Genomic DNA, 14,724 nt, shown 5'->3' with positions numbered 1-14,724 from the left:
TGGGCGGCGTTCGACGAAATCGCGCACCGGCGCCGGGAGCTTGTTGAGGTGTTCTGCGAAGGGCAGCTTGTCGATCAGATTACGCGCCGCCGAGTTGGAAAACGACGTCTTCGGCGTGGTGGCAGGGGCGGGGGCTTCTTGACGGAACATGATGAACTCCTTGGTTTGGACCAAAGGACTATCATGGCTGCTGATAAGGCATCCGCGCGGAATGAGATGATCTGAATTAGGATGTAATAAGAGATTCCGCGCTTTCGGCTCCCCCTCCGTCTCGACGCGTTTCGGCCCACAAGGGGCCTCACTTGCTCGCCACCTCCCCCGCAAGCGGTGGAGGATAAGAAAGAAAAAAGGCAGCTCCTTGCGGAACCGCCTGATCTTCTTAAGCCGAAGCCTTTTCCAGTTTCTGCTGGATGGCCAGGATTTCGTTCGGCATGACCTCGACAAAGGCCGCCAGGCTGTGCTCCCAGTCATCCAGGATGGCCTGGCCGCGCGGCGACAGGGTCTTGGCGACGTGCTTGGCGATCAGCGCCTTCAGGTTGGCCGCGTTCTTGTCCGGCACGGCCCGCAGGGTCACGCCTTCGTGGTTGACATAGGCTGCCAAGGTCTTGTCCGGGTCGTAGATATAGGCCACGCCGCCGGTCATGCCGGCGCCGAAGTTCATGCCGACCTTGCCCAGGATAACCACCTGGCCACCGGTCATGTACTCACAGCCGTGCGCGCCGACGCCTTCGACCACGGCGGTGGCGCCGGAGTTACGGACGCAGAAGCGCTCACCGGCGGCGCCGGCGATGAACAGCTGGCCCGAGGTCGCGCCGTACAGGATGGTGTTGCCGGCCAAAGCCTGGTTGTCGTGCCATACCTTGGGACGGACCACGATGGTGGCGCCCGACAGACCCTTGCCGACATAGTCGTTGGCTTCGCCGATCAGGTTGATGGTCAGGCCCTTGACGGCAAAGGCGCCCAGCGACTGGCCCGCCGAACCGCGCAGGTCCAGGGTCAGGTGGCCTTCGTCCAGCGTATTGCCGAACTTGCGCACCAGCTCCGACGAGGTCCGGGTGCCGACCGCACGCATGGTGTTGCGCACCTCGTGGGTCAGTTCCATCTTCTCGCCGCGTTCCAGCAGCGGGCCGGCGTCGCGGACGATTTGGGCGTCCAGCGTGTCGGCGACCGCATTGCGTTCGTTGGCCGGCGTAATCGGCGCCGTCGGGTCCATCTCGACCTTGACCAGCAGCGGGTTGAGGTCGAGGTCGTCGAGGTGGGCGCCGCCACGCGACACCTGATGCAGCATGTCGGTGCGGCCAACGGCCTCCTCCAGGCTGCGCAGGCCCAGCGAGGCCAGGATTTCGCGCACTTCCTCGGCGATAAAGGTGAACAGGTTGACGACCTTGTCCGGCGTGCCGGTGAACTTGGCGCGCAGGCGTTCGTCCTGGACGCAGACCCCGACCGGGCAGGTGTTCGACTGGCACTGACGCACCATCAGGCAACCCATGGCGACCAGGGACGCCGTGCCGATGCCGAACTCTTCGGCGCCCAGCATGGCGGCGACCACGATGTCGCGTCCGGTGCGCATGCCGCCGTCGGCCCGCAGCCGGATCTGGCCGCGCAGGTTGTTGAGCGTCAGGACCTGGTGCGCTTCCGACAGGCCCAGTTCGAACGGCAGGCCGGCGAACTTGACCGAGCTGAGTGGCGAGGCGCCCGTGCCGCCGACATGGCCGGCGACCAGGATGGCGTCGGCCTTGGCTTTGGCGACGCCGGCGGCGACCGCGCCGATACCCGACTGCGACACCAGTTTCACGGTGACGCGGGCGATCGGGTTGATCTGCTTCAGGTCGTAGATCAGCTGGGCCAGGTCTTCGATCGAATAGATGTCGTGGTGCGGCGGCGGCGAGATCAGGCCGACACCCGGCGTCGAGTGACGCATGCGGGCGATGAATTCGGTGACCTTGAAGCCGGGCAGCTGGCCGCCCTCGCCGGGCTTGGCGCCCTGGGCGACCTTGATCTCGATTTCGCGGCACTGGTTGAGGTATTCCGCCGTAACGCCGAAGCGGCCCGAGGCGATCTGCTTGATGGCCGAGTTCGGGTTGTCGCCGTTGGGGCGGCGGTTGTAGCGTTCCGGATCCTCGCCGCCCTCACCCGACACCGAACGGGCGCCGATGCGGTTCATGGCGATGTTCAGGGTCTCGTGGGCCTCGGGGCTGAGCGCGCCCAGTGACATGCCCGGCGTGACGAAGCGCTTGCGGATCTCATTGACGCTTTCGACCTCTTCGATCGACACAGCGGCATTCTTGGTCTGCCAGTTGAGCAGGTCGCGCGGCGCCGTCGGATGCGTCTTCGACATCTTGTGGACCAACTCGGAATAGCGCTTGAAGGTCTCGTAGTCCTTCTTGGTGGTGGCTTCCTGCAGCAGGTGGATCAGCTTGGGCTGGTAGTAGTGGGTCTCGCCGGCGGCGCGCATCTTGTAGAAGCCGCCGATATCGACGATCGGACGCTTGGCGCCGAAGGCCTTGGCATGCAGCTCCGACAGCTTCTGCTCGATGCCGCTGAGGCCGATGCCGGAGATGCGCGAGGTCACGCCCGGGAAGTATTCGGCCACCAGGGCGCGCGACAGGCCCAGGGCTTCGAACTCATAGCCGCCGCGATAGGACGAGATGATCGAAATGCCCTTCTTGGCCAGGATCTTCATCAGGCCGGCTTCGATCGCCTTCTTGTAGTTCAGGAAGGCCTTGTGCTCGTCCAGGCCGGCATAGCGGCCGGCGGCCAGGCGTTCCTGCAGCAGTTCCAGCGACAGGTAGGGGTTGATCGCCGTGGCGCCGACACCGACCAGCACGGCGAAAGCGTGCGGGTCCATGGTTTCGGACGAACGGACAACCAGCGACACGAAGGAGCGCAGGCCCTTTTGCACCAGGCGCGAATGGACGGCCGCCGCGGCCAGGATGGCCGGCACGCCGATGCGGCCTTCGCCCAGGGCTTCGTCGGTCAGCACGATCATGCTGGCCTTGTCTTCGGCCACGGCCTTGACGGCTTCGTCACGCAGGCGTTCCAGCGCGGCGGTCAGCGCCTTGCCGCCGCCGACTTCGTCGGCCGCGAAGGTGGCGTCCAGCTTCCTGACCTTGCCGGCGGTGTCGAAGGTGATCATGCGCTCGTACATGAGCGTGGTCAGGAAGGGGCTTTCCAGCACGAAGACGTCGGTCTGGGCCTCATCCTCGGCCAGGATGTTGCCGAGGTTCTTGAAGCGGGTCTTCAGGGACATGCCCTGGGCTTCACGCAGCGGGTCGATCGGCGGGTTGGTGACCTGGGCGAAGCTCTGGCGGAAGAAGTGGGCCAGGGGGCGCCACTGTTCCGACAAAACCGCCATGGGGGTATCGTCGCCCATGGAGCCGATGGCTTCCTTGCCGTCCTTGACCATGGCGTCCAGCACCGTGTCGAGGTCTTCCAGGGTGAAGCCGGCGGCGATCTGGCGGCGGCGCAGTTCCTCGCCATCATAGGCGCGCGGCTCGGGGCCGGGCGCGATCAGCGGCTCCAGCTCGATCATGTTTTCCAGCCAGCCGCGGTAGTCATGCTTGCTGGCCAGGGCTTCGATGATGTCGTTCTCGGAGAAGAACTTGCCTTCCTGCAGGTCGACCCCGATCATCCGGCCCGGCGCGATGTGGATGCGGCGCAGGATGCGGTCTTCCGACACGCCGGTCATGCCGGCTTCGGAGCCGACGATCAGCAGGCCGTCGCGGGTTTCGGTGACGCGCAGCGGACGCAGGCCATTGCGGTCCTTGCCGGCGACGACCCAGCGGCCGTCGGTGGCGCAGATGGCGGCCGGACCGTCCCACGGCTCCATAACGGCGTTGCAGTAGGCGTACAGCGCCTTATGCGAGTCCGAGACCGTGGTGTCGTTGGCGACGGCTTCGGGGATCAGCAGGGCTTTGGTCATCGGCGCCGAACGGCCGGCGCGGACCAGCAGTTCGAAGACGTTGTCGAGGGCGGCGGAGTCCGAGCCGCGCGGCTGGATCACCGGCTTCACGTCGGAGGCCTGGTCGCCGAAGGTGGTGGCGGCCATGCGGATCTCGTGCGACTTCATCCAGTTGACATTGCCGCGCAGGGTGTTGATCTCGCCGTTGTGGGCCAGCATGCGGAAGGGTTGCGCCAGGCGCCATTCCGGGAAGGTGTTGGTCGAGAAGCGCTGGTGGAAGATGGCCACGCTGGAGATGAAGCGCGGGTCCTTCAGGTCGAGATAGAAGTCATCGACCAGTTCTGCGCGGAACATGCCCTTGTAGATCAGGGTCTTGGCCGAGAAGGAACAGAGGTAGCAGTCGAGATTGGCTTCGTCGACGCGCTTTTCGATGCGGCGGCGGCACAGGAACATGGCGCGTTCCAGGGCTTCGCCTTCCAGGCCGTCGGGGGCGGCCATCATGATCTGTTCGATTTCCGGGCGCGTCGACATGGCGCGGCTGCCCAGTTGCGAGACGTCGACCGGCGGCTGACGCCAGCCATAGAGGTAGAAGCCGGAACGCAGGATTTCGGATTCGACGATGGTGCGTGCCGATTCCTGGGCGCCGAGGTCGGAGCGCGGCAGGAAGACCTGGCCGACCAGGACCGGGCCGGGACGCGGGGTGTGGCCGATGTTGCGGACCTGTTCGCGGAAGAAGTCCTGCGGCACGTTGAGCAGGATGCCGGCGCCGTCACCGGACTTGCCGTCGGCATCGACGGCACCGCGGTGGAACAGGGCCTTCAGCGCCTTGACCGCCAGGTCGACGACGTCGCGGCGGGGCTGGCCGTCGATAGCGCAGACCACGCCGACGCCGCAGGCGGAGATTTCGGACGCCGGATCATAGGCGTGGCCATCGATGAGGCGCTGACGCTGATCCTGGTAGTGCTTGTACGAATCAAACTGGGTCATAATTATTCCGCGGCTCCCGCGTGCTGGAGCGAAGTGACATCGTCGTTGGCCGGCTGGGCCAGCAGCTCGGTCGAGAGATAGTGGTGGATATCGGCGGCGGCGTCCTGGCCTTCGCGCACGGCCCAGACGACCAGCGAAGCGCCACGGACGATATCGCCGGCGGCGAACACGCCCGATACCGTGGTCTGGAATTCACCGGCCATGGTCTTCAAGGTGCCCCAGCGGGTGACCTCCAGGCCGGGTTCGTTGAACATGACAGGCAGGTTTTCCGGCTCGAAGCCCAGGGCTTCGATGATCAGGTCGGCCGGCAGGTCGGCCTCGGCGCCGTGGATGTCCTCGATGCCTTGGCGGCCTTGGGCGTCCGGCGTGGTCAGGCGCATGCGCTGGATGCGCAGGCCGGCGACGGCGCCATGGTTGTCCAGGATGGCCTTGGGGGCCGACAGCCATTCGAAACGGACGCCTTCTTCCTCGGCGTTGGAGACTTCGCGGTCGGAACCCGGCATGTTGGCGCGGTCGCGGCGGTAGACGCAGGTCACGGACTTGGCGCCCTGGCGGATGGCGGTGCGGACGCAGTCCATGGCGGTGTCACCGCCACCGACCACGACGACATTCTTGCCGTCGGCATTGAGCTTGCCGCTGTTGAAGTCGGCGATGTCATCGCCGAAGCTGATCTTGTTGGCGGTGATCAGGTAGTCGAGCGCGGCGACGACGCCGGTCGGGTTGGCGGTCGGCACGCTCAGGCGGCGCGCCTTGTAGACGCCGGTGGCGACCAGGATGGCGTCGTGCTTTTCACGCAGTTCCTCGAAGGTGACGTCTTCGCCGATGTTGCAGTTCAGCACGAACTCGACACCCGACTGGGCCAGGCGATCGGTGCGGCGGGCGACGACATGCTTTTCCAGCTTGAACGACGGGATGCCGTAGACCAGCAGGCCGCCGGCGCGGTCGTAACGGTCATAGATGGTGACCTTGTAGCCGAGCGTACGCAGACGGTCGGCGGCGGCGATGCCGGCCGGACCGGCGCCGATGATGGCAATGCTTTGGCTGCGCTCGACTTCCGGTTCGATCGGCTGGATCCAGCCTTCTTCGAAGGCCAGGTCGTTGATGTAGCGTTCGACGCTGCCGATGGTGACGTTTTCCCAGCCTGACTGTTCCAGCACGCAAGACCCTTCGCACAGGCGGTCCTGCGGGCAGATGCGGCCGCAGATTTCCGGAAGGGTCGAGGTCGCCGCCGACAGCTCATAGGCCTCCTGCGGGCGGCCCTCTGCCGTCAGGCGCAGCCAGTCGGGGATGTTGTTCGACAGGGGGCAGCCGTGCTGGCAGAAGGGTACGCCGCACTGGGCGCAGCGCGAAGCCTGATGCGAGGCATGTGTGGGTTTGAAGTCCGAATAGATCTCATTGAAGTTGGCGATGCGAGTTGTCGCATCGGTCTTCGCCGGACCCTTTTTGACCTCGACCACAAAGCGGTTCGTATCCATCGCATAAACCCTTAACTATGCCGTATTAGTCGGCTGTGACAGCCGCCGGCGGCTTTAAGCCGAAAAGCCCCGGCGGTGAAAGGAAAAATTGTAACTTTCGTCACCCTGTCTCGCCGAATTATCCGGTCTATGACAAAAATGCCGTGGTGGTATCCGAAGATACCATGTCTGCGACAAGGTTATTTGCCCGATTGAGCAAAAATCCTGCCATTTCGTCGTTCGGCCGCAAGTTTTCACCGCTTGTGGCCATTATGCCCGGGCTTTACGACCAAAACTTGCCTTTGGTCAAACGGCCCCTGACATGCGAACCCCCTCGTCGCTGGGTAGCGCGAGGGGGACCTCTTAAACTCGGCACTGATGTCGTTTCGGACTATCCGTGCAGGGTCTCCCCGTGCTGTGACATATCGAGACCTTCGATCTCTTCCTCGTCTGTTACGCGCAGGCCTGTTGTGTATTTGCAGACCATCAGGATGACGAATGTCAGTACCGCGCTCCAGCCGATGACGGCGACCAGGCCGACGAACTGTTTGAGTACCGACGCATCCTTGCCCAGGGCATTGATCGACGGATCGGCGAAGACGGCGGTCAGGATGGCGCCGACAAAGCCGCCGACACCGTGCACGCCGAAGGCGTCCAGCGAGTCGTCGTACTTGAACATGTTCTTCACATAGGTCGAGGCGATGTAGCAGATCGGGCCGGCGATCAGGCCGATGGCCAGGGCGCCGGTCGGATTGACGAAGCCGGCGGCCGGCGTGATGGCGACCAGACCGACGACCAGGCCGGACACCAGACCCAGCAGGGTCGGCTGCTTGCGCTCGATCCATTCCGGCACGGTCCAGCCGATGACGCCGGTCATGGCGGCGACGATGGTGTTCAGCATGGCGACCGCGGCGACGCCGTCGGCGGCCCACCAGGAGCCAGCATTGAAGCCGATCCAGCCAACCAGCAGCATCGAAGCGCCGATCATGGTGTAGCCCAGGTTATGCGGCGCCATGTTGTCGCGGCCGAAGCCCTTGCGCTTGCCCAGGACCAGGGCGGCGACCAGGCCGGCGACACCCGAATTGACGTGAACCACGGCGCCGCCGGCGAAGTCGAGCACGCCATAACCACCTAGGAAACCGCCGCCCCACACCCAATGGCAGATCGGCACATAGACCAGCAGCGACCACAGGGCGGTGAACAGGATAAAGGCCGAGAACTTCATACGTTCGGCGATCGACCCGGCGATCAGGGCAGGGGTGATGATGGCGAACGTCATCTGGTAGGCGATCCAGAGATATTCCGGCAGCGCCTTGGTCAGGCTGTGGGCGGTGTTGAGCGTGACACCCTTCAGCAGGGCAGCGTCGAAGCTGCCCAGGACAGCGTTCCAGCCGTCGTTCGGGCCCTTGCCGAAGGCCAGGGAATAGCCGACCAGGATCCACAGCACGGTGACGATGGCCGAGACGGCGACCGATTGCGCCAGGGTCGACAGCAGGTTCTTCTTGCGGACCATGCCGCCGTAGAACAGGGCCAGGCCGGGCAGGGTCATGAACAGGACCAGGACGGTCGACAGGATCATGAAGGCGGTATCGCCCGAGCTCAGCTCCAGCTTGACCTGGTGGGCCAGGCCGGTAAAGGCCTCCGCCGACGCCGAGACGGAGCTCGCCGCTTCCGGAGCCGGGGCTGCCGCCGCTACGCTACTGACCGTTGCTGCCGTCATTTAATCCGATCCCAGCCTGATTAACCTAAAAAGCCACATGGCACCGCGACGCCGGATAACCGATCCAGTGTGCAGGCGCGAAATGTGACGCATGTGTGTCCATAACAGCAGTGTGGTCTCTTGAAAAGTCAAACTTTTCGCGCGCGTTCACTATTTTTCGGAAATTTTCCCGCGCGTTAGGAAATTTCTACGGGAAGTTTAAGGAAAGGTAGTCCACAGATTACACAGATTTAGAAAGATTAAGAGGAGAGACGGCGCGCTCCACTTAAATCCCTCTAAATCTGTGTAATCTGTGGACCCACCTTAACCTTTTCTAGCCGTTGAACGAGGTCACCGCGGCGACGATCTGGTCCTGGGTCGCTTCGTCGAGATACGGGCTGAACGGCAGCGAAATCACCGTCTTCGACTTGGCTTCCGACACGCTGAGATCCCATCCCCCGGCCTTGAACATCGCATAGCCCGGCTGCTGGTGCAGCGGGATCGGATAATAGACCGCCGACGGCACGCCCAGGGTCCGCAGATGCGCCTGCAAGCCGTCGCGATTGTCATGCTCGATCGTGTACTGCGCCCAGGTCGAGACATAGCCGTCCTTCACAAACGGCACGCTCTTCACCTTGCCGGCCAGCAGCGCATTATAACGCGCCGCCACCTTCTGGCGCAGCTCGATCTCCTCGCCGAAGATTTCCAGTTTTTCGATCAGCACCGCCGCCTGGATGGTGTCCAGGCGCGAATTCATGCCGACGCGGACATTGAGGTACTTGGCTTCGTGCTCGAAGTTCATCGTGGCGACATCGGTCGGGGTCGCGCCGCCGTGAACCCGGAACGAGATCATCTTTTCCATCAGCGCGTCGTCATTGGTCACGACCGCGCCACCGTCGCCGTAGCAGCCCAGCGGCTTGGCCGGATAAAAGCTGGTCGCCGTCGCCACACACCATTCCAGCGGCTGACGGTCGTCGATAGTGCAGCCGAAGCCCTGGGCCGAGTCGCAGATCAGCGGCAGGCTGTGCTTGCGCGCCACCTCTGCCAGGGCGGGATAGTCCGCGGCCTGGCCGAACAGGTCGACCGCAATGATAGCGGCGGGCTTCAGGCGGCCTTCGGCGGCGACATTGGCGATGGCGGCATCCAGCTTGGCCGGATCGATATTGTAGGTGTCGCCCTGGATGTCGACGAAGACCGGCTCGGCGCCGGTCATCGGCACGACCTCGGCCGTAGCCACAAAGGTAAAGGCCGGCACGAACACCGCATCGCCGTCGCCGATGCCCAGACCCAGCAGGATCAGCTCGATGGCGTCGGTGCCGTTGGCGCAGGACAGGCAGTGCTTGGCACCGGCAAAGGCGGCCATATTGGCTTCGAAGGTCTTGACCTCCGGACCCATGATATAGGCGCCGTGCTTGATGACCTTCAGCACGTTCTCTTCGATTTTGGCGCCGATGCGCTCACGCTGAACGCCGAGGTCGATGAACGGGATGGCCATGAGACTACGCCTTCTGGATACAAATGAACTGTCCGTTGCGCTTTAGCAGGCTCAAAAATCCATGCACCTCAAAAGGCATTTCCCAAAGTTTCAATAAAAACGAAAGGTTGGTTCCCACACGGGGTGACAAAGGGCAATTGTCTGACTATATAGGCGCCAGAACTAGCGTCTTGTTAACGCTACCACAGTGGCTTATAGAGCCCGCAACAAATGCCAACCTTCAAGGAGAACGTCATGTCGGCAAAAGGTAACCTGATCAACGGCGAGTGGGTTTTTACGGATAAGACCTTCAACGACATCAATCCCTCCGATACCAACGACATTATCGGCACCTATTCGACCGCCGGCGAAGCCGAGGTCAAGGCCGCCATCGCCGCCGCCAAGGACGCCTTCCAGACCTGGCAGTATTCGACGCCGCAACAACGTTTCGACGTGCTCGACAATGCCGGCACCGAAGTCCTGGCCCGCAAGGCCGAGCTGGGCGCCCTGCTGTCGCGCGAAGAAGGCAAGACCCTGCCGGAAGGCATCGGCGAAGTCACCCGCGCCGGCCATATCCTGAAATATTTCGCCGGTGAGGCCCTGCGCGCCCACGGTGAAGTGCTCGACTCGGTCCGTCCGGGCGTGAAGGTCGAAATCACCCGCGAACCCGTCGGGATCATCGGCCTGATCTGCCCGTGGAACTTCCCGATCGCCATCCCGGCCTGGAAGATTGCCCCGGCCATCGCTTTCGGTAATACGGTCGTGTTCAAGCCGGCCGAACTGACCCCGGGCTGCGCCTGGGAGTTGGCCGACATCCTGAACCGCGCCGGCCTGCCCAAGGGCGTGCTGAACATGATCTTCGCCCGCGGTTCCGTCGCTGGCCCGCTGATGATCGACGGCTGCGACGCCATCTCCTTCACCGGCTCGGTCCCGACCGGCACCCGCGTCCGCGACCAGGCCGTCGCCAAGGGCAAGCGCGTCCAGTGCGAAATGGGCGGCAAGAACCCGGTCGTCGTCCTGGATGACGCCGATCTCGACAACGCGGTCAACTCGGTGCTGAACTCGTCCTTCTTCTCGTCGGGTCACCGCTGCACGGCGTCGTCGCGCATCATCGTCACCGAAGGCATCGCCGACCGCTTCGTCGAAGCCCTGGGCAAGGCCACGGCCGCCATCAAGGTCGGCGACAGCCGCGCCGACGGCGTCCAGATGGGCCCGATCGCCAGCCAGGAGCAGCTCGACATCGCCCGTGACGCCGTCACCAAGGCCAAGTCCGAAGGCGGCGTGGTCGTCGCCGGCGGCGAAGACCTGACGTTTGGCACGCCGGGCTACTATTACGCCCCGACCCTGATCGACAAGACGACGGCCGACATGGCGATCAACAAGGAAGAGGTCTTCGGGCCGGTCGCCTCGGTTATCCGCGTCAAGGACCTGGACGAAGCCATCGCCGTCGCCAACGACACCGAAATGGGCCTGTCGGCCGGTATCTGCACCAAGTCGCTGAAAGCCGCCGAGACCTTCAAGCGCAAGATCCAGTCGGGCATGGTCATGGTCAACCTGCCGACCGCTGGTGTCGATTACCACGTGCCGTTCGGCGGCCGTAAGGCGTCGTCCTTCGGCCCGCGCGAACAAGGCGCCTACGCCGTCGAGTTCTACACGATTGTTAAGACGGCTTACCAGTTCCCGCTGTAGGGCTTCATAATAGCGAACAGATAAAAGCGGCCCCGGATCGCTCCGGGGCCGCTTTTTTATGCCTTGGCCGACTGAGAGGGGGATCAGTCGTCGGCGCGGGCATGATCCTGGGCCTGCATGTCGTCGCTGGCGCGTTTGATGATCAGGCGGTCGACACGATCATACCGGCCGATGGCCCGGCCCTCGACCCACGTGTTCTTGCCGTCACGCTCGACGCCATAGCGGAAGCGGGCGTCAAATCTGGAACCGCCGCCTTCACAAAGCGGCAGATCGACATATTGCTCGCCGCCGTCCTGCGGGACGTACTCGCGGGCCGCCTCGGCGACGGCCTTGGCGACGTCGCTTTCCTGCTTGGCGTCGCAATCGGCAAGAGCTGAGCCGGCGGCCAGGGCGCAAACGCTAGCCACACCGGCAAAAATCACGGATTTGATCATGGGGAGTACTCCAGTTTTTTCTTGTTCTTTTAGGCGTTTCTAGGGGCGTTAGCCTGGTCGAGGCGCAACCGTACCCGCGGGACTGCCACCTGAAGATGCGCCAATTTAGCGAGTTTGCAACCACTTTTTATCAGTGTTCGGATATTTTTCACGTCGATGTGAGTCCAGATTAATCATCCGTATAAGGATTATAAGCGGTGCACAAACCTATATGTTAATGAATTCTACACGATGCGGACTGTCACAATTCTCGCGAAGTAAGAATTTTCAAGGCGTGTTGAATTCCGACGTTTTCGATTCGGATTCACTTCTCGCGTGATTTGGACATTCGCCCATGCGCTGTGCTGCGGCGCGGTATAAACTAAGGCCGTCACAAGGGAGGTAACCATGACCGCATTTTTTCCGTGGCTCGACTGGACGCAAGCCGCCGCGCCGAACACCTTGAATCAGCCGATTCTGCCGGGCTGGTCGTTTCTGACCGTCAACGAGGCCAATTCCTCAGCGCCGGACACGGAAAAACGAATCGTCGCGCAGGATTCCTACGGACGCCAGATCGGCCGGTTGATGGATGTGGTCGATATCCTGGTGCGCGAGGCCGAAAAGACCAGCCCCGACCTGTCCGGTGATAAGTGCGTCATGGCGCTGGACGACCTCAAGGCACGCGTCGACGAAGCCAAGGCCGAGGCGCAGAAACTGCGCCAGGACCGGCTGATCGAGGATTTGCTGGCGCTGAAACGCAGTAATGCGGTGCAATTTACCGCTATCATGAAGGCTGTGGGCACGGTCTGAGGTCACAGACCCATATTCCCTGGCCCTTTGACCAGAGATGTAAAATCAGACCACTGCTCGACGCGAAATGCGCGGATGTCCCGAACCGAATTTGAAAACCACGGCAAGGTGCGCAACGCCTGTACCGCCAGGAACAGGCGCGCCATGTCCTCCTTGTCGGTGACATAGAGACTGCCCTGGACACGACGAAAGTCGTAATCGGCGAGAACCGCACCAATGTCGGTGTAGGCCTGGGTGACGCCTTTAGGGTGGTGAATTTCCGTATCGGCCACCACCAGATCGAAGGCTATCGCGAACATCAGAGCGCGTCTGGATCATTACGCAGATGCGTCAACCGGTATTCCGTCTTTTCGTTGGTTTCCACGAGGATCACTTCCACCAGCCAGTCACCGTCTTCCAGTTCCCTCACAGGCTGGCCGACTTCGTATTTCGGGCCAAAAGGTCCGAACGTCTTGATCTCGCCCAAGGGCAGACCCAAGGTCATGGCGTTCATGGTGTCCTCGTCATTGCGTGCAAATTCTAACCCAGAACCCTCGGCTGATCAAACCTTGATCGGCTCACCTTCCGGCGCGCCGCGGTGCAGGCGGTCGGGCAAGGCCTGGCCATCCGGCACGAACTCCATGGCGACGGAATTCAGGCAATAACGCTGACCCGTCGGGCGCGGACCGTCTTCGAAGACGTGACCCAGGTGCGAGTCACAGCGGCCGCAGCGGATTTCGGTCCGCACCATGCCGTGAGAAACGTCGCGCAGGTAACGGATATGGTCCTTGTCGACCGACTGGTAGAAGCTGGGCCAGCCCGAGCCGGAGTGGAACTTGGCGCGCGAGGAGAACAGCGGCAGGTCGCAGAGGTTACAGACATAGGTGCCTTCGTCCTCATACTCATCGAAGCGGCCGCAGAAGGGCGCTTCGGTGCCGTGGTTGAGCAGGATGCGGCGTTCTTCTGGATCGAGGCGGGCGGCCAGGTCCTGGATCTGGGCGGGGGAGGGCGGGGTCAGGTCGAAACCGAGGGCGGACTTGGTCATGGCGAGGTCCTTTCAAGCTGTCGCGTCTATATACGTGCTTGGAGCGGATTTGTTACCGGCAGAAGGCGAAATTGCATGTTTTTCCCCTCTCCCCTGCTTGCGGGGAGAGGACGAGAGCCGAGCGAAGCGTGGGCGATCGGGTGAGGGGCCTTCAGAGGACGGAGTACTCGGAAGGCGCCCCGCCCCTCACCCCAGCCCTCTCCCCGCACGCGGGGAGAGGGGGTCGTTCCGTGCCCCGCCGGCGCTGAAGAGTGCGTCGACCACTCTCTTCGTCCCCAAGCCATCAATCATCGCATGGGCATGCCGCGCATTGGCATCGAGACGTTCGGGGCTGGTAGCTAGGTTTCGCACCCGCTCGCCAAAATCTTCCTGCAAACCCGCCCGCGCGTCCACTACCGGGAACGGACAGGCTTCCAGCTCTGCCTGCTGGTTGTCATAGGCCACTACGGCCAGCCCGGGCAGGCCCATGGCGGCGACCTCGTTAAGGCTTCCGCCGGCACCCACGACCACCAACCGTGCGCCTGCCAGCACCTCCGCCACTGATGGCGGCGCCACGAACAACTCCATCCGCGGTAAACCCGACGCCCGGAGTTCGTCGATATGCCGGTTAGCGGGGCCAGCAATCACCCGCAAACTCATATCCGTCAGGACCTCATGAATATGCCGCGCCGCGGGCCCTGTCAGGCCCGCCGGATCGCTACCGCCCAGGGTAATGGCGACAAAAGGTTCTGCCTCCGGCGTCACCACCGACCGGAATTCCTGCCGGATCAGCGCATATTGCGGGCCCAGCAGAAGCCGCGCTGAGGTCTTGCCGGTATAGGTTTCCGCCCTGGCGGCCAGGGCCGGATTGACGATCACGGCGCAGTCATAGCGGTCTAGGTTTTCGAGGTCGTCGATCACGGCGACCGGCGCCGTGATGCCCGAAATATACGCGGCGGTCGCCTTGTAGCTGTCGATCACGACGCGGTCGCCGGCCTCTACCGGCAACATATCGAACCCGGTCACGATCTCGGCCGAGGCCCCGATGGATTCGCACCGCGTGCGTACAGTGTCGCTGATTTCGTTGATCAGGAACACCACGGCCACACCCCGCGCCCGCGCTTCCTCGGCCAGCGCAAAGCAGCGCATGAAATGGCCCATGCCGATCTCGGGACCGGCTTCCGTGCGGATCAGCAGACGCGTCATGACCGTCCAGAAAAGGTTAACCACGTTAACATTAGGTTGAACCTTGTCACCTAACATCGACATCCTGTCCACTAAAGACCGGCCATGA

Annotated in this window: 11 protein-coding genes; 2 read left to right on the top strand and 9 right to left on the bottom strand. The window is 63.0% G+C overall.

Annotated elements, in window-relative coordinates:
- Positions 1 to 379: 379 nt before the first annotated feature.
- From gltB to ABAC460_RS27680, 4 genes are all read right to left on the bottom strand, one after another.
- Positions 380 to 4,888 (bottom strand): glutamate synthase large subunit, encoded by a 4,509-nt coding sequence (gene gltB / locus ABAC460_RS27695; RefSeq protein ID WP_023451841.1) that lies wholly within the window; start codon positions 4,886 to 4,888, stop codon positions 380 to 382.
- Between the two features lie 2 nt (positions 4,889 to 4,890).
- On the bottom strand, positions 4,891 to 6,363 hold the full coding sequence (locus ABAC460_RS27690) for an NAD(P)-dependent oxidoreductase (protein ID WP_023451840.1): 1,473 nt from the start codon (positions 6,361 to 6,363) through the stop codon (positions 4,891 to 4,893).
- Between the two features lie 370 nt (positions 6,364 to 6,733).
- On the bottom strand, positions 6,734 to 8,062 hold the full coding sequence (locus ABAC460_RS27685) for an ammonium transporter (RefSeq protein WP_023451839.1): 1,329 nt from the start codon (positions 8,060 to 8,062) through the stop codon (positions 6,734 to 6,736).
- A gap of 313 nt (positions 8,063 to 8,375) precedes the next feature.
- A complete protein-coding gene (locus ABAC460_RS27680) occupies positions 8,376 to 9,536 on the bottom strand; it encodes a DegT/DnrJ/EryC1/StrS family aminotransferase (RefSeq protein ID WP_023451838.1) in 1,161 nt (386 codons plus the stop codon).
- Positions 9,537 to 9,770: 234 nt separating this feature from the next.
- Between ABAC460_RS27680 and ABAC460_RS27675 the strand changes: the two genes are divergently transcribed.
- On the top strand, positions 9,771 to 11,204 hold the full coding sequence (locus ABAC460_RS27675; RefSeq protein ID WP_023451837.1) for an aldehyde dehydrogenase family protein: 1,434 nt from the start codon (positions 9,771 to 9,773) through the stop codon (positions 11,202 to 11,204).
- A gap of 83 nt (positions 11,205 to 11,287) precedes the next feature.
- On the opposite strand, the gene ABAC460_RS27670 is transcribed toward ABAC460_RS27675, so the two are convergent.
- The gene (locus ABAC460_RS27670) at positions 11,288 to 11,638 is read right to left on the bottom strand and encodes a hypothetical protein (RefSeq protein WP_023451836.1); all 351 of its coding nucleotides are present in this window, start codon (positions 11,636 to 11,638) and stop codon (positions 11,288 to 11,290) included.
- 387 nt (positions 11,639 to 12,025) lie between these two features.
- Here ABAC460_RS27670 and ABAC460_RS27665 point away from each other — a divergent pair, with 387 nt between their 5' ends.
- Positions 12,026 to 12,427, top strand: a complete 402-nt coding sequence (locus ABAC460_RS27665) for a hypothetical protein (RefSeq protein WP_023451835.1) — start codon at positions 12,026 to 12,028, stop codon at positions 12,425 to 12,427.
- A 2-nt stretch (positions 12,428 to 12,429) separates the two neighbouring features.
- Here ABAC460_RS27665 and ABAC460_RS27660 read toward each other — a convergent pair whose 3' ends face one another.
- From ABAC460_RS27660 to ABAC460_RS27645, 4 genes are all read right to left on the bottom strand, one after another.
- Positions 12,430 to 12,726 (bottom strand): virulence factor, encoded by a 297-nt coding sequence (locus ABAC460_RS27660; RefSeq protein ID WP_023451834.1) that lies wholly within the window; start codon positions 12,724 to 12,726, stop codon positions 12,430 to 12,432.
- Entirely contained in the window at positions 12,726 to 12,920 is a 195-nt protein-coding gene (locus ABAC460_RS27655) for a DUF5397 family protein (RefSeq protein WP_023451833.1), read from the bottom strand. The genes ABAC460_RS27660 and ABAC460_RS27655 overlap by 1 nt, the downstream gene beginning before the upstream one ends.
- Before the next feature lie 48 nt (positions 12,921 to 12,968).
- Positions 12,969 to 13,451, bottom strand: a complete 483-nt coding sequence (msrB, locus tag ABAC460_RS27650; RefSeq protein WP_023451832.1) for a peptide-methionine (R)-S-oxide reductase MsrB — start codon at positions 13,449 to 13,451, stop codon at positions 12,969 to 12,971.
- A 186-nt stretch (positions 13,452 to 13,637) separates the two neighbouring features.
- Positions 13,638 to 14,660: a PseG/SpsG family protein gene (locus ABAC460_RS27645; RefSeq protein WP_155914556.1), complete on the bottom strand. Its 1,023-nt coding sequence runs from the start codon at positions 14,658 to 14,660 to the stop codon at positions 13,638 to 13,640.
- Positions 14,661 to 14,724: the final 64 nt, after the last annotated feature.

Origin of the sequence: Asticcacaulis sp. AC460 (assembly GCF_000495795.1) — a bacterium.
Taxonomy (GTDB): domain Bacteria; phylum Pseudomonadota; class Alphaproteobacteria; order Caulobacterales; family Caulobacteraceae; genus Asticcacaulis.
The sequence above is the reverse complement of the archived record's forward strand: the minus strand, read 5'-3'. Positions and strand labels throughout refer to the sequence as shown.